The sequence below is a fragment of the Pseudomonas sp. NMI542_15 genome (genome assembly GCF_021283425.1).
In the GTDB taxonomy this organism is placed as follows: Bacteria; Pseudomonadota; Gammaproteobacteria; order Pseudomonadales; family Pseudomonadaceae; genus Aquipseudomonas; species Aquipseudomonas fortuita.
In genome coordinates this window covers 18,463-33,119 of sequence record NZ_JAJSRO010000010.1, presented here as the reverse complement: position 1 = coordinate 33,119, position 14,657 = coordinate 18,463, and the positions used below count along the sequence as shown (strand labels likewise).

General features: G+C 56.4%; 20 protein-coding genes. 13 read left to right on the top strand and 7 right to left on the bottom strand.

Going from position 1 to position 14,657, the window contains the following annotated elements:
- Positions 1-211 precede the first annotated feature (211 nt).
- From LU684_RS15830 to LU684_RS15820, 3 genes are all read left to right on the top strand, one after another.
- On the top strand, positions 212-1,006 hold the full coding sequence (locus tag LU684_RS15830) for an OBAP family protein (protein ID WP_104834349.1): 795 nt from the start codon (positions 212-214) through the stop codon (positions 1,004-1,006).
- Positions 1,007-1,681: 675 nt separating this feature from the next.
- The gene (locus tag LU684_RS15825; protein ID WP_104834347.1) at positions 1,682-2,020 is read left to right on the top strand and encodes a stress-induced protein; all 339 of its coding nucleotides are present in this window, start codon (positions 1,682-1,684) and stop codon (positions 2,018-2,020) included.
- Positions 2,021-2,596: 576 nt separating this feature from the next.
- The gene (locus tag LU684_RS15820; RefSeq protein WP_190977293.1) at positions 2,597-3,733 is read left to right on the top strand and encodes a sensor histidine kinase; all 1,137 of its coding nucleotides are present in this window, start codon (positions 2,597-2,599) and stop codon (positions 3,731-3,733) included.
- 196 nt (positions 3,734-3,929) lie between these two features.
- On the opposite strand, the gene LU684_RS15815 is transcribed toward LU684_RS15820, so the two are convergent.
- The gene (locus LU684_RS15815; RefSeq protein ID WP_054902847.1) at positions 3,930-4,202 is read right to left on the bottom strand and encodes a PepSY domain-containing protein; all 273 of its coding nucleotides are present in this window, start codon (positions 4,200-4,202) and stop codon (positions 3,930-3,932) included.
- A 58-nt stretch (positions 4,203-4,260) separates the two neighbouring features.
- Entirely contained in the window at positions 4,261-4,695 is a 435-nt protein-coding gene (locus tag LU684_RS15810; RefSeq protein ID WP_054902848.1) for an NUDIX domain-containing protein, read from the bottom strand.
- Positions 4,696-4,952: 257 nt separating this feature from the next.
- Here LU684_RS15810 and LU684_RS15805 point away from each other — a divergent pair, with 257 nt between their 5' ends.
- Both LU684_RS15805 and LU684_RS15800 read left to right on the top strand, forming a co-directional pair.
- Positions 4,953-5,243: a hypothetical protein gene (locus LU684_RS15805; RefSeq protein WP_054902849.1), complete on the top strand. Its 291-nt coding sequence runs from the start codon at positions 4,953-4,955 to the stop codon at positions 5,241-5,243.
- Positions 5,244-5,255: 12 nt separating this feature from the next.
- The gene (locus tag LU684_RS15800) at positions 5,256-5,483 is read left to right on the top strand and encodes a hypothetical protein (protein WP_060513156.1); all 228 of its coding nucleotides are present in this window, start codon (positions 5,256-5,258) and stop codon (positions 5,481-5,483) included.
- Between the two features lie 35 nt (positions 5,484-5,518).
- Here the strand turns inward: LU684_RS15800 and LU684_RS15795 are convergent, their stop codons facing one another.
- Positions 5,519-5,809 (bottom strand): hypothetical protein, encoded by a 291-nt coding sequence (locus LU684_RS15795; protein ID WP_054902851.1) that lies wholly within the window; start codon positions 5,807-5,809, stop codon positions 5,519-5,521.
- 241 nt (positions 5,810-6,050) lie between these two features.
- Here LU684_RS15795 and LU684_RS15790 point away from each other — a divergent pair, with 241 nt between their 5' ends.
- Together LU684_RS15790 and LU684_RS15785 are read left to right on the top strand one after the other, a co-directional pair.
- The gene (locus tag LU684_RS15790; RefSeq protein ID WP_156340949.1) at positions 6,051-6,224 is read left to right on the top strand and encodes a hypothetical protein; all 174 of its coding nucleotides are present in this window, start codon (positions 6,051-6,053) and stop codon (positions 6,222-6,224) included.
- Between the two features lie 100 nt (positions 6,225-6,324).
- The gene (locus LU684_RS15785; RefSeq protein WP_125474431.1) at positions 6,325-7,164 is read left to right on the top strand and encodes a CHAD domain-containing protein; all 840 of its coding nucleotides are present in this window, start codon (positions 6,325-6,327) and stop codon (positions 7,162-7,164) included.
- 10 nt (positions 7,165-7,174) lie between these two features.
- Here the strand turns inward: LU684_RS15785 and LU684_RS15780 are convergent, their stop codons facing one another.
- Positions 7,175-7,564 (bottom strand): NUDIX hydrolase, encoded by a 390-nt coding sequence (locus tag LU684_RS15780; protein ID WP_104834343.1) that lies wholly within the window; start codon positions 7,562-7,564, stop codon positions 7,175-7,177.
- Positions 7,565-7,780: 216 nt separating this feature from the next.
- Between LU684_RS15780 and LU684_RS15775 the strand changes: the two genes are divergently transcribed.
- Positions 7,781-8,164, top strand: coding sequence for an NUDIX domain-containing protein (locus tag LU684_RS15775; protein ID WP_190977292.1), 384 nt, complete (start codon positions 7,781-7,783; stop codon positions 8,162-8,164).
- A 126-nt stretch (positions 8,165-8,290) separates the two neighbouring features.
- On the opposite strand, the gene LU684_RS15770 is transcribed toward LU684_RS15775, so the two are convergent.
- The gene (locus tag LU684_RS15770) at positions 8,291-8,602 is read right to left on the bottom strand and encodes a hypothetical protein (RefSeq protein ID WP_054902876.1); all 312 of its coding nucleotides are present in this window, start codon (positions 8,600-8,602) and stop codon (positions 8,291-8,293) included.
- Between the two features lie 280 nt (positions 8,603-8,882).
- On the opposite strand from LU684_RS15770, the gene LU684_RS15765 reads away from it, so the two are divergent.
- The 3 genes from LU684_RS15765 to LU684_RS15755 are packed head-to-tail and all read left to right on the top strand — an operon-like array spanning position 8,883 to position 11,690.
- A complete protein-coding gene (locus tag LU684_RS15765; protein WP_054902855.1) occupies positions 8,883-10,085 on the top strand; it encodes a zinc-dependent alcohol dehydrogenase in 1,203 nt (400 codons plus the stop codon).
- Positions 10,086-10,098: 13 nt separating this feature from the next.
- Positions 10,099-10,332 carry a PLD nuclease N-terminal domain-containing protein gene (locus tag LU684_RS15760; RefSeq protein WP_054902856.1) on the top strand — a complete coding sequence of 78 codons (234 nt, stop codon included), beginning with the start codon at positions 10,099-10,101 and terminating at the stop codon, positions 10,330-10,332.
- 32 nt (positions 10,333-10,364) lie between these two features.
- Positions 10,365-11,690 (top strand): SDR family oxidoreductase, encoded by a 1,326-nt coding sequence (locus LU684_RS15755; RefSeq protein WP_104834341.1) that lies wholly within the window; start codon positions 10,365-10,367, stop codon positions 11,688-11,690.
- A 51-nt stretch (positions 11,691-11,741) separates the two neighbouring features.
- Here LU684_RS15755 and LU684_RS15750 read toward each other — a convergent pair whose 3' ends face one another.
- Complete coding sequence (locus tag LU684_RS15750) at positions 11,742-12,020, bottom strand: hypothetical protein (RefSeq protein ID WP_104834340.1); 279 nt, start codon at positions 12,018-12,020, stop codon at positions 11,742-11,744.
- Positions 12,021-12,287: 267 nt separating this feature from the next.
- On the opposite strand from LU684_RS15750, the gene LU684_RS15745 reads away from it, so the two are divergent.
- Complete coding sequence (locus LU684_RS15745; RefSeq protein WP_104834339.1) at positions 12,288-12,740, top strand: response regulator; 453 nt, start codon at positions 12,288-12,290, stop codon at positions 12,738-12,740.
- A 136-nt stretch (positions 12,741-12,876) separates the two neighbouring features.
- Positions 12,877-13,095 (top strand): general stress protein, encoded by a 219-nt coding sequence (locus tag LU684_RS15740; RefSeq protein ID WP_104834338.1) that lies wholly within the window; start codon positions 12,877-12,879, stop codon positions 13,093-13,095.
- 59 nt (positions 13,096-13,154) lie between these two features.
- Here the strand turns inward: LU684_RS15740 and LU684_RS15735 are convergent, their stop codons facing one another.
- Positions 13,155-14,498, bottom strand: coding sequence for a cation:proton antiporter (locus LU684_RS15735; RefSeq protein WP_060510444.1), 1,344 nt, complete (start codon positions 14,496-14,498; stop codon positions 13,155-13,157).
- Positions 14,499-14,657 lie beyond the last annotated feature (159 nt).

Below are 14,657 nucleotides of genomic sequence, written 5' to 3'. Positions count from 1 at the left end.
CACCGTCTTCACTGACGGATTTATTCACGCCCTTTTCACATGCTATGTGGGAGCGTTAGCTATCCCTACGTGTGATAGAAGCTCCCTTGCCCGCCTAGCAGCGGGCTTTCTTTTGCCCGCAATTCCTCATCGACTCGGGCCATTCGTCCGTTGGGCTGTCCGCTTCATCGGCCAAGGCTGTCCTCTAAGGACATCAGCCAGAGGCTTCCTCATGCGACAGCTATTCCAATCGATAACTCTTCCCCTTGCCTGCACTCTGCTGTGGGCATGCGCCGCTCCCGAAACGAAGTCTCCTGTGGAGGCACCAGGCCGGCCAGAGTCGGCAAAAACCCAGTTGCTGGAAACCGGCGCCGCGACGCTGCAGTCCAAGCCGCCCATTGAGGCCATCAACGCCTACCTGGATGGATTTCACTTCTACAACGGCCATCAGGACGTGCAAATGGAAGCGCACCACTACTGCTCCATCCTCAACGAGGATGTCATTCAGTGTGTGATATTCGACGGCAATACCAAGGGTGCGAAGATCATGGGCGTCGAGTACATCATCGACGAGAAGCTGTTTGCCGGATTACCAATCAAGGAGAAGGCGATGTGGCACAGTCATGGCTACGAGGTCGCGTCTGGGCAGCTGATCGCCCCAGGCATCCCTGCTCCTGCTGAACATGCCTTGATGGAGCGACTGGCGCACACTTATGGGAAGACATGGCACACCTGGCACACCGATCAGGATAAATCGCTGCCTGTAGGTGTGCCGCAATTGATGATGGGCTTTACCGCTGATGGCCAGGCTGATCCGGAGATGGTCGAACAGCGCAATCGGCGCCTGGGAGTGGATGCTGCGAAAACGAAAGCCGAGCGGGCCGACATTCGTATTCCTGATGCTGATCCCCAGGCGGATGGCTGGCAGCACGGTAACGTCATTCAAATCACCGATCCAACCGGTGCCCATGTACATCGCTCTTCAACAGCTACACCATCCACTAGGAATAGCCGATCCAGCCAATAGCCGCCTCCATCAGCTTTGTGTGGATGGGGCCTCGGGCGTGTCCCCCTTTCGGGGGAGCGGCTGTCGTGTACCGCACCCTGGCGAGCCAGGGTCACGGCCCTACCGGGCTTCCATCCTCACGCCTAAGCCCATCCATGGGCTGCGCGCTCCGCTTGCTAGTTGCCGACACTCAAATGCCCGGCCTAGTCCTTGTCTCAAAGTGAACGATCAGCACACCGCGACACTCCATGTACCGCATCGTGTTTAGTGATCAGCACGGCGAGGGAAGGATCCTGATCAACATCCATGGAGAGGAAAACTGTGAGCGTCACCTTGAGATGTCTCAAATGCGGCGGGCAAGACCTTGTAATACCACGGAGGTTGAACAAGAAGGCTATCCTCACGTGCCGAGGGTGTGCCGCCATTGCCAATTATGGCGATCTGATGGAGGCAGAAGGTAGACGGCTCATTGCCGACATCAGGCAGCGCCTACCTCTCTTGGAAGCCGGATAATCGCGTACCGAGCGCGGACAACTGCACAAGCTATGCAGCAATCTTTATTACACGATTCGTTGCGCTTCACGATCTTTCGCGCACCCGGTCAGCGAATACGAAAGTAAAGGGAGCCTCCCGAATTCGCCAAACATCTCAACAGAACACACAGGCTCTCTGTGTGAACACACGAGGTGCGAGATCATGGCAAACGATCAAGAAAAAACCGGTCAGCAAGGTGGCACCACTCAAAACAATCCTGACGGCTTCGAGAATGATCCACACCGACCATCTGAGCCTGGTCAAAGAGGTGGACAGTTGTCGGAGAGCGAATCCGACCTTCCACGAGATTTGCATCAAGGTGGTCAGGATTTAGGCGGTGGGTACCAAAGCGACCACCAGGGCGCAGTTGGTGCAGCTCATCGAGGCGGCATGGGAGGTCATACCACGGGGCCCAAGTCTGACAATGGCGAAAGCGAAATTGACGAAGCTTCGCAAGCGGTGCAGGACGAAGACAGCGGCATGACTGAAGACAACCGGTAAGGTTGTTTAGGGCCAGGGGAGCTGGAAGCCCTGGCCTTGCTCATGGCCCCGCTCTATTTGCAGTAAACAGTACAGAGCTCATTAACTCGTGTCGTGAAGCTTTGGCTCATCATCCCCATGACAGGTCGACCGGGGCGCTCGCCAGACGCATCGTTCCCATCGTCCATGGATTGCCCTCCCATCAGCTTCTCACTCGCCACTAGCTGAGCAGCCCGAACAGGTCACCACTAATCTCATTACGCTGGCTGAGGTCGAGCAACAGCACCTCCGCTTTGCTGTAGCGGAAACCCTCCCGGTAAATCCGCCCCCTCATGCGCAGCCTTTGTCAGCAAAAGCGTATCGCCTGTTGGACAAAGCAGTTCGACGAGGATGCCTCTGGGCAACCCAGAGCTGAACTGCCGAGATTATCAGCGTGCTCAATTCCTTTGGCGAGTGACAGCAGTCGCCCCGTAGCGGACGCTTGCTTTAGTATCAAATCAGTCGCGTTGCGCTGGAAGTCACCAACCAGATGCCCGGGAGCTACGCTTCTACAGACTCAACGGAAAAGATACGCGATTAGGACGGAGGGCAGGCTGCATGCGGTTGTCGACATTCATCACTCAGCACATGGGCAGCATCCTGCAGGCTTGGGAGGAATTCGCTCGTACCGTTGAATTACCTCGCGAAGCGCTTAGTGACAAGGGCTTAAGAAATCATGCCGCCTTTATCCTCCAAGCCGTGGCTCGCGATATGGATACACCACAGAGCTTGCAGCAGGAGATCGATAAATCGCAGGGTTTAGGCCCAACTCTTGTGGGCGAAAGCGCTGCTGAGACTCATGCCGTACTTCGCCTTCTGGATGGTTTTACCCTCGATCAGATGGTATCCGAGTACAGAGCCCTCAGATCCAGCGTGCTCAGGCTTTGGCTTTCACAGGAAGCATCACTCGATCAAGCGGATCGTGTACCCGAAATAATCCGTTTCAACGAAGCTATCGATCAGGCTCTTGTAGAGTCCATCGCATCCTATGGCAAGGCTGTCGATACCACACGCAAAATGGTGCTGGGGGTACTGGGTCACGATCTTCGATCACCACTAACGGCCATTAAAATGGGAGCGGCGCTGCTTACCAGAGCCAAGCAGTGGGGAGACCGTGAACAGAGCTTGGCGGTGCAGATCGATACGAGTGCCGAACGTGCCAATCAGTTGGTAAACGATCTACTGGATCTCGCCAGATGCAACCTGGGCCTGGGCATCACGGTGCAACGTCAGGATATCGATCTGACTTCGTTGTGTGCCAGGGTTGTACAAGAGGTCTGCTTCGCCCATCCACAGATTAACGTTGTTTTCGAACGTACCGATGCACTGCCGGCGAGCGTCGATCCGCTACGCATGAGCCAGGTGATATCCAATCTGATGGTAAATGCCATACGACACGGGGATGTTGAGCGGCCGATTCGAGTAGGTGCTAGCTGCGTTGAGAACATGGCCGTAATTGAGGTACACAACTGGGGAAAACCAATCTCTGCCGACCAGATCACCTACCTATTTGATCCTGAAGCACGCTTAACACGCGCAAGTCGTGCTGACGGTGAGCAGAGCCAAGGTCTAGGGCTAGGGTTGTTCATAGCCAAGGAAATCACGGCCAGCCATGCCGGCAGCATTCAAGTCGTATCTAGCCCTGAGCAAGGCACGACTTTTCGAGTGAGCTTTCCGAGACAGCCATCGACATAATCCCTGTTATTAGAACGAGCGAAAAGCTTGCTCTTTGACCTTGGGGAGAAACCTCAAGGTTAGCTGGGTCGATAGCCGCCGCTTGCTTCCGTTGCCAGGAGACTGGCCCAGAAACGCCGAAATCCGTTTGGGATGACTAACGAAAAAAAGCCCGCGCCTTAGGCACGGGCCGCTCAGAGAGCAACACCCGCCCTGATCAGTTATCCAGCTCGTCTTTGATAATCTTGCCGTCGTGCGGATCAACCTGGAACTCGTATTGCTTGCCATCAGCCTTGATACCCTCGCCTTCCCAGTGACCATCGTCAGCTTCGATCTTGGTAATCTGGGTGTAGCCTGCGCCTTTCAAGGTGGCCTCAGCCTGATCCTTGTTCACCTTCCAGTCAGCACCGGGCGTATCAGCCCATGCAGAAGTAGCCCCCATAGCACCAACCAACGCCAGGCCAGTGAACACTCGTGTCATCGCTTTCATCACTAACTTCCTTTTTTCATGACAGTTAACGATCCGACCCGAACGCTGATCTTGACGTTCAGTTTGTGTTGAAAGACGAGACTGATTCCGGGCACCCATCATGGTGAACGAGCTCCTGCAGGTCTCGTGAAAGCAAAGCAGCGGCTGTGGGTTTCAGCATGGTTGAACTCAGCTCCTCCCAACAAATCCACTTACAATGAACGATGCCTCTGCCAAGCGCGACGCAGCAACCGTCGGGTACGTCAGTCGTAAAAATATGGTGGAGAACATTGCCTACCTCGACGGTGCCCACAGCGTTCAAGCCTGAGCAATGAAGCGCCAGCGCCTTCCAAAGCTCACGGGCAGCGGCAACGATTGGCGCTTCGCCGGTCGCGAGCACGCCGCTTGGAAACTTCCATTTAGCCCCCTTCCTGCGGACAAGCAGAACCTTGTCATTTCGTAAGCAGATGATCGTGGCCTTAGCTCTGACTGGGCGATGCGTAGTGACGCTCATAAGGGATCGCACCTAGAGAATGGGCGACATCCTTAACGCGAAAATGATCATCCATGATCTGATGATCCATGGCTGAATGCAGAGTTCCGAATTGACGGTTTTCCATGCGAAGAAGCATGAAGTCTCTGAATTCCCACCGGTCACATGATCATGAGTGAGTCAAAGACATGCACTGGAATGTCCTGAAATGATTGAAACCACCGATCTAGACGAAACGGACTAAGCTCGCTTGAAGGAGAGGTAATCAGGAGGCAAGGATGCGACATCGAGGAGCAGTATTTTGGGCTTGGGCAGATCCAGCTCTACAGCACCATTCCCACGAGGAAGAGCTAGATGATGGAGCCAAGCTCGATGTTCAGGTTCGGCTCTCCCGTACTGGCGACACGCAGTTGTTCATCGGGATCTACGAGCGCTCGGGCTTGGCCAGGATTGAAGAAGCCTATGCAAAACGGCCTGGTGAATCGGTAACTCGGGCCATGGCGTGGGGCGCGGGCAGGGGTCGTGCGCTGGCTCTATCCGCCCTGGAACGAAAGCAGCACATGGGGTAGGAGGACGAGACAATGGCTGATCAGCTAGCCCAATTGGACGCTGAGATCGCGTTCTTGGATCAGATAGCTGCGGAGCTAGAGCGCCAGGTTGGGCCTAGCCCTGTCACTCGCACTCTGGTCATCGCCTGGCTGACCGAGTGGGTGAAAAAGCCGGGCGCATTGAAACCCGACTCACCACACCTGCCTCAATCTCTCAAAGCGGCTTATACCGCCTGGATTCATCAAGAAGTGGATCACTGAGAAAAAATTGCGACCCTCGGCTACCAGCACATTGTTTAAGCAAGCCGTTGCGAAGGCTGGTTTCGCTCGGTGGCGAGGCACCTCGCACGGCCAACCCCCCAGGCCAAGGCACGCGTCATCGACTCTCCTGGACGCGTGTCGAAGGCTTCTTCATGCAGTGCCATACCACTGCCGGCATACACGCCTATGAACATTTGAGTGCTGCCCGTTCGCGACAACCGCACTTGGATATCCATCGTCGTGCCGTCGTCCAGCGTCTCATCGTGAGTTCGGTGATGAAGCGTCGGGTCTGACCATTTCCAAAAAATGTCACCGCGTATGCGCATGCCGCTCTCCTACGACTTTAGTATTAGACAGATGTCATCCCACCATAGCCCACAGCGGCTCTCATGCATCCAAATGGCCGGCAAATCCATTCATAATCAGACGGTTGGAGTTGTTACAGCGTTTTGCCGAACTGATGATAATCGATGAAACCTGCATGCTAGAGCGGCCCTGGCGATTTTCCTGCTGATCTATTTACGTTACCCTCCGCGCCGCCAAAACAACACCAAGGAGATGGCGGGCATGAAGATCGATATCCAGGTCGACGAACACGGATCAGGCTGCAAAGTAATCATTGACGGCCATCCAGTTTCGTTCGCGAATGCAGTTGAAGCTGAGGCCTATGTTGCTCGTCTGCAAGAGCGGCTGCAGGCCGCTCAACATGCCTTCGTAACATCTGCAGAAGCTTCAGCCTGAGCAGCCACCGAACCAAAATCTATACTCGCCCATCACATCTGATGTGTAAGCGATACGGTGAGTGGTTCAGCACCCGTACTTCATCAAGGGGGAGGACGAGATGGCGTTTGTTGACCTGTACGTTGCCGAGTTTGTAGAGCTCGAAGTGACGCTTATGAATGCCAGAGAACGCCTTCTGGCTTCGACCGATGACGAGGCGTTACATGACATGCGGATCGCCGTCAGACGTATCCGAAGCTTACTGATCCCCGTCCGCAAGCTCGAAGGCGTGGAGCGCTTGAAAGCAGCTGCCGCCGAGGTAGGTCGACTTACTACTCCCACCAGAGATCTTGAGGTCATGGCGGGAGAGCTGGATACACGTGGACTGACCGAAGCCGCCCAGGCCCGAAGAAGTCGATTGCCTGATCAGTACAAAGCTATCGCGAAGAGTCAGGAGCTCAACGAACTGTTCGCCGCCCTCGATCTCTGGCCGGCAACTTTCAGATCCTCTTCTGCTGGGCATGACGATAAAGCGCTGCGTGGGGCGGTGATGAAGTCACTGACCAAGCTGCTGGACAAGGTACATATCGCGGTAGATGACAAGCATCACGACCGCCATGAGTTGCGGATCCTGATCAAGCGGGCTCGCTATCTCACCGAAGCCTTTCAAGAGTTGTCGCCGCTCTCCCCTGAAGCTGCGAAATCGCTGAAGAAAGTTCAGGGTGCCTTGGGCTCATGGCACGACCACCACCAATGGTGCCTGCGTGTCCACGAAGAGCCTGATCTTCAACCTCTCGAAAGTCTCTGGGCAGAGTCGTCGGAGAAAGAACTGGCGCAGGCTGAGGCCGAACTGAAAAAGCTGAAGCAGCTGCTTCCGGCCATCTCGAAGAAGGCCCAGACGCAGAAGAATGAAGCGGACGCCGAAGCGCGCAAGCGCTCGGGATTTGAAACAAACGGTTAACGTGGCCTGATCAGGCGCAGCGTTTCAGGATGGTTTTGATCGGGCGCCTTACTCGACGCTTCGGTACATCCCTAGCCTTGATCCAACGACAAGCTTCGATCTCGTTTCGAGGGCGTGGTTTATCGTCTGCCTTGCGGGCTTCGAACAGGTAATGGATCACCTTGTCTTCCCGGTACATCGTGAGGTAACGGAGCTCGTCGAATGCGAGACCAGTTTCTTCGGCCATCTCCCGCATAGCCGCCTCATGCGGCGTCTCGTCTCGCTCGACTCGGCCACCAGGTAGGTTCCACTTGGCGTTGCGCTTGCGAACGAACAAGACTTCACCATCCTTGCGATAGATGATGGTGGCGCGCAGCTTGATGCCTTTGCGTTTCGCTGTTGCAGTGTCCATTGCCTTCATGCGCTGCCCTTAACGTTGGCTGGCCTAGATCCGGCAGGTTCCTTGCCGAGAATAAATCTTCCGTGTGTCGGTTAGATGACCGGTGTAACGAGGGCAACGTTCAAGTTATCGGCGCCGAAGCGTGTAATGCCCTGCTCAGGTAAGTCGAACGCCTTTCGACGCATCAAGTGAACTTCACCAGATCATGAGAGCCTTCCGTCAAAGGGAGGACAAGTGATGAGCCCATCGAGAGAACTTCATTCCACCGTCATCTGCCTGCAGGCAGGGAAGGTATTGCTTGTACGCAAGGAGGCACCTCAGTGGTCACTCCCTGGCGGGAAAATCGATCCTGGCGAAACGCAGCTTGAAGCGGCACGTCGTGAACTACGGGAAGAAACGTGCCTAGAACTGACTGACGCTCAGTTTTTGGGGCATCACGTGCTCCAAGAGGAAGAGCACTGGCTGTACCGAATGGCCGTTCCGGCCAGCATGATGCCTCGACCTTCGCACGAGATAGTGGAGTGTCGCTGGTTCTCGATCCAGGAAATCACCAAAACCTCAGTCAAGCCAACCAACGTAGATCTGCTAAGACGAGAAGGAATAATCACCGCTAACGAATAGCCTGAATCAGCCAAGGAGCTTGATGTTCAATAGGCAGCAGCACTGATGAGTATCGATCAGAAAACTTGCCCGTCCCAAGAAAAGTATCGGTACGAGGAGAAATTTTCTGGTTTTGGCTGGGCTTGCCTACTCCCCCATCGTACTGAATGGCGGTCGCTTAATGCCTTTCCTATTTGGCTCATTGGCAATGCTTTTGGCCCGTCCTATCCCCCAAGCCAGCGCACGATTCATCGATTCGCCCGGCATGGCAGCAAATGCCTCTTCGTGAAGGGGCATTCCACTCGCGGCATAAACCCCGATAAAAACCTGGGTGGCTCCGGTTCGTGACAACCTCGTCTGGACTTCTATAGCGGTTCCGTCGTCCAGCGTTTCATCATAACTGCGGTGGGCAAGCGCGGGGTCAGCCCATTTCCAGAAGACATCACCACGTATTCGCATGCCAGCCCCCTTTAGCTTTAAAGCGGAACGGTTGAAGCCCCCGGGCTTGGGATTCTCACAGCTAGCCCTTGCGAACAGCCGATTATGATGGATGGCCACCGATTCGTCCCAGCAGCTCCATTTAGATCGCTCTGATATCGATGTGATCCGATTGGTTCAGCCAACTTTCGGATAGGCAGCGAATCAGTACCGCCTGCCTTGTTGGTCTGAACTTTGCTGTCCGCCATGGCTTCCCCTGCATACCGATCACGAAATTACGCGGCTGCAGGAGCTGACATTCATGAGAGCACTGACCTACCACGGAGCACACGACGTCAGGGTCGATAACGTTCCTGACCCGATCATCGAGCAAGAAGACGACATCATCCTCAGGGTCACCGCCACAGCCATTTGCGGTTCCGACTTGCACCTTTACCGAGGCAAAATCCCAGAAACCGAAGCCGGCGATATCTTCGGCCATGAGTTCATGGGCATCGTCGAGGACACCGGGAATGCCGTCACCAATCTCCAGATCGGCGACCGCGTGGTGATTCCCTTTGTGATCGCTTGCGGCAACTGCTTCTTCTGTCAGCACGATCTGTTCGCTGCCTGCGAAACCACCAATACGGGGCGGGGCTCGATCATCAACAAGAAGGGCATTCCCCCGGGCGCCGCGCTGTTCGGATACAGCCATCTCTATGGCGGTATCCCTGGCGGCCAAGCGGATTACGTGAGGGTGCCCAAAGGTAACGTCGGCCCGTTCAAAGTGCCCACCGACCTGGCCGATGACAAGGTGCTGTTCCTCTCGGACATTCTGCCCACCGCTTGGCAGGCGGTCATCAATGCCGAGATTGGCCAGGGTTCATCGCTGGCGATCTATGGTGCCGGGCCGGTGGGCTTGCTAAGCGCCGCCTGTGCGCGAATGCTCGGGGCACAGACCATCTTCATGGTCGATGACAACGACTACCGCCTGGCCTACGCCCGCGAGGCTTACGGCGTCATACCGATCAATTTCGAGCAAGACGACGATCCCGCCGACAGCATCATCCGCCAGACACCAGGCATGCGCGGCGTCGATGCAGTGATTGATGCGGTCGGTTTCGAGGCAAAGGGCAGCACTGCCGAAACGGTGATGACGGCGCTGAAAATCGAAGGCAGCAGTGGCAAGGCGCTGCGCCAGAGCATTGCTGCAGTGCGTCGCGGCGGCGTTGTCAGTGTGCCGGGTGTGTACGCCGGCTTCATCCACGCCTTCATGTTCGGCGACGCCTTCGACAAAGGCCTCACGTTCAAGATGGGCCAGACCCACGTGCAGAAATACTTGCCTGAACTTCTTGAACACATCGAGGCGGGACGCCTGCAACCGGAACTCATCGTCACCCACCGCCTAGCACTCGAAGAAGCGGCCATGGGCTACAAGATGTTCGACCAGAAGCAGGACAACTGTCGCAAAGTCATCCTGGTGCCGGGCGCTGCACCGGGCACCTTGGGCCCTGACTACGTGTAGAGGAGACAAGATCATGAATGAGGTCGCCAGCTACTTCTGGATTGCCGTCGCGGCAATCCTTTTACTCATCGATCTGTGGGCCATTGTCAGCGTGTTCAGAAGCGACAAGTCAGATGCAGTCAAAGCGGCCTGGGCCCTGCTGATCGTCGCGCTACCGTTAATTGGCCTAGGTATCTGGGGCGTTGCTGGCCCGCGCGGTATCAAGCGCGGTACCGGGCCCACTTCCGACGAGCACAGCAAAGGCTGACATTTCCGAGCTCCACTTACAGGGGTTTCAATATGATCGATCAAGCGACAGGGATGAAATCAGGCGAACGCTATCGCGTGGAAAACGTGGAGCGCGCTCATCAGTTTCCAGGCTTCTTTCAAGACGGGAAGTATTATCTCGGCCCTGAACTTCTCACCGCCGTGGGCTGGCTCGAAGGTACACGCTTCATCTACGACAGCCTGGATGCTGAAGGTGAGCCCGTATTTCCAAACCGAGCGGCAGGCACGGTCGAAGGGCTGACGTTGACCCTGGTCGATGGCACCTCCCTTGAGCTCTCGCGGATCGAGGCCAGCGACCCCATTGCACCCCTTGACCCCAGCGCCTCGGCTACGAAACGAGAAGCGCCTGACCGTGGCGCTCCGCTCAGAGGGCCTCTGCGCGGCAAGGTCGTGGTCATCACCGGCGCATCCAGCGGCATAGGCCGAGCCGCCGCGCATGCCTTTGCGTGCAAAGGTGCTCGCCTTGTACTCGCCGCACGCGATGAAGAGGCGTTGTTCGACGTGCTGGATGAATGCACCGATTGCGGTACGGATGCCATAGCGATCACGACCGACGTCACCCACAGCGACCAGGTTCAAGCGCTTGCCGCTCAGGCCGCAGACTTTGGACAGGGACGGATCGATATCTGGGTCAACAATGCCGGGGTCGGCGCGGTCGGCAATTTCGAAGAAACGCCGTTGGAGGCGCACGAGCAGGTCATCCAGACTGACCTGATCGGTTACCTGCGAGGGGCCTACGTCGCCCTTCCCTTCTTCAAGGCACAGGGCAGCGGCATTCTGATCAACACGCTGTCGCTGGGCAGCTGGGTGGCACAGCCCTACGCCGCCGCGTACTCGGCGAGCAAGTTCGGCTTGCGCGGACTGACCGAGGCATTGCGGGGCGAATTGACTGAGTTTCCCAACATCCATGTGTGCGATATCTATCCAGCCGTCATGGACACACCAGGCTTCCGAGACGGCGGTAACTACACCGGGCATGCGCTGACACCGCCAGGCCCCGTATACGATCCCGAAATGGTGGCGAAGGCTATGGTGGCCTGCGCAATCTCGCCTCGTGCTCACACCACGGTTGGCGCTGCGGCGCGCCTCGCGCATTTGGCCAGCTACCTGATACCAGGCCTGCCTCTGTTGTCAGGAAGGCTGACGCGCTGGGGGATAAATCGCAGTCCCATAGCCGAAGCATCATCAGGCAACCTCTTTGAGCCTCCGAGTGGCAGGAGGGGTATCAACGGAGGTTGGAGGAAGCCAAAAGATAAAACGCCCCTGCTGATCGGCGCAGCGGCGCTGGGAATCCTTGTGGGTTTTACATTCACACATTCACGACGCAGGGATAGATAGAGAAAGTCTGCTTACAGAGGAATGAGCGTGGTTGCGAGATCACGTTCGATCCTACTCTGCTGACGAGCTTGTGGGATTAACCGGGCGATAGTCCTTCCCTGCTACCGCTCTCAGGTAAGCAGCGTCAGCCTCCAGACGAAGATCGCGCCATTCCTGCCAGGAGACAATTCCTCGACGATCCATCTCATCGGCCTGGCGGAGCAATTCCTCGTGATAGTCGTCCGGCGAGTCCATGCGCAATGCCCTGTCTTCAAGCACCCGATACCAAACTGCCAAACAATTGAGCTTCAGCAATTGGGCGGCGGAGAGGTTTTTCTCGAACGTTCGCATCAGGAGGCCTCACACGCTGATGAAGGGTTGAGTCACGAAGATTGCAGAGGTTCAGCAGAGCGGTGCCAGCGGCATGGATGCGTCCAGAGGGTCGCCCCCGCTATAGATACGCTCACGGATGCGAATTGATGGCACTGACTCAAGTTGGAGTGAATTTCTTGAACGCTGGCGATGTCGTAGTGATGGCGCGCTGCTACGTCTTGCTGGATGAAAGCAAGCAGACCTGGATGTCCCTCCCTTCCTGCAGCCGCATGTCCGAGTACCCGTATGAAAGAGCTGCTTTCCGCTGCGAAGATAATTCGCCCAACTGTTCTCATCGTTGAGGACGAACCCATGATTCGAGAGCTTTTGACCCTGTACCTGGAAGAATGGGGGGCCATGGTGACAGCGATGGCGACTGCCGATGACGGCAATGAGGCGTTGAGGAAGCAAGATTGGACGCTGCTGATAACGGATGTACAAACGCCAGGTTTACTCAATGGGGTTGATCTTGCCTGGATGGCAAGCCAGCAAAAACCTCAGACGCGCATCATTGTCATGAGCGGATACTACGAATTTGCAGGGAGAGTGTTGCCGCCAGGTGCGGAGTTCCTTCCTAAGCCGTGGCCAATAACCCAGCTCCAGGAACTGCTCTGCGCTCAGCTTAACCACGCCGACGGGGCTGGAAGGTCGACGTCTGCCAAGCTTGATCCTTTCCAAACGTTCGCGAACAAAGCTTAAGGACGCCACACACGCCTGCACCGGTTCTTTCGCGCAACCCGTCGGCCTCGGCTAAAACCCACGGAGTAAACACCCCGCGCCCCGACGTCCGAGTTGAACACAGACTTTCCTGTGTGACGACATGAGGTGAAAGATCATGGCTAACAACCAAACCAATCGTGGCCATCAAGGTGGCACTGCTCAGAACAATCCTGGCAATTTTGCCAATGATCACGAGAAGGCGTCGGAGGCAGGTCGCAAAGGCGGGCAGAGTTCAGGCGGCAATTTTGCCAACGACCGTGAGCGTGCCTCCGAAGCGGGCCGTAAAGGCGGGCAAAACAGCCACGGCGGCGGTCGCGGTAGCGAAAACCGCTAACTGGCGGTGATCCAGTGCCAGGGCAATAGCTGCCCTGGCACTTTTCTCCTGAACGGCCATCAGGAAACCCTTTCCTTCCACGCTTCGTATCTGGCAAGAAGCGGCTGGACACTCAACCCATGCAGCAGAATACTCAACGCCACCACTGACAGCACCAGGTTGATGCTCTGCGCGGCCAACGTGGGAAGCAGCCCATGATTGAGGGCATAGAACAGGTAGTAGAAGCTACCGATACCTCGGATACCAAACCACCCCAAAAGCCCACGCTGGCGGATATCCAGCACTCCCCGAGCCGGAAACAGCAGGATACTGATGGGGCGAATGACAAAAAACAAAGCGCCGGCCACCAGCACTGCCCGCCAGTCCCAATGCTCAATGAGCACTACCCCGAGCAGGGTCACCAGAAACACTTCCATTGCCCGTTCGATCAGGCTACCGAAAGCCAGCATGTCACCCAACATGATCCCCGCTGCTACCTGCGAGTCGTCGAGCCCTTTCAAATCGCCTTTGACGGCTAGCTCCGGCGCCACGTGCTGGTGACCCACCACAGGCTGTACCAGATGTTCAGCAGCCGGTTCTTCTGGGCTATTGGCGGTCTGCACCTCCGCCTGCCGTAAACCGAGGCCCGCAGCGAACACCGCGAGGAACCCATAGGCCTGTATCGACTCGGCGCTCACGTATGCCAACGCAATCAGGGCAAGGGCCAGATAGTCATTGGGCGAGACGGTGCTGTCGTCGTTGCGCAGACGCAAGAACAGCGTGAGCTTGCCCAGGCCGCGCCCCATCCAGTAGCCAAGCAACAGGCCTGCGATTACTGCCCACAGCATGTCCTTGAACAACCAGTCACTGAACCAGGCCTGGCCATTGTCCTGTTGCAGGAACAGTCCAAGCATGACGAAGGGAAACGCCACGCCGTCGTTAAGCCCTGCCTCACCCGACAAGCTGAAACGGACAAGATCATCGTCTTGGGCATCAACCACCTGCACCAGAGTTGCGAGCACGGGGTCAGTGGGTGCGAGGATCGCCCCGATTAGTAGCGAGACTCCCCACCCCAAGTTCAGGCCGTGATGCAGCACCAGCGTTACCCCACCGATGCAGATCAACATCACTGGCCCTGCTAGAAAAAAGGCGCTGCACCAACGGCGGTTGTGCAAGGGCAGGCGCAATTTCAAACCACTGAAGAACAGCGAAAACAACACCGCGACTTCTGTAAGGTGCTCCATCCATCCGCTCGACTTGCTCACGTCCAGCTGAAGAAAACCTAGCCCCGATGTACCCAGGCCGATACCCAGGGCAAGGCACACTACAGACGAGGTCACAGGGATCCAGCGCAGGTAGGAGGATGAGAGTGCGAGCAGCAGCAAGACTGCGCCCAGCGTGGCGAACCAGACGATGAAGGTCATCTGCGCAGAAGCCTTGGGAAAGTTTTCGAGTATTTTTTTGACTTTCCGGCACGCCACGTCGTTCCGCTGCGCTTAGTGGGTTCACCCAATACCTGAGGTAAATGTAAAAAAAGATTTCAGCGCTCCGCTGCGGTCAAACCCTATGGATCGCAATGGAGA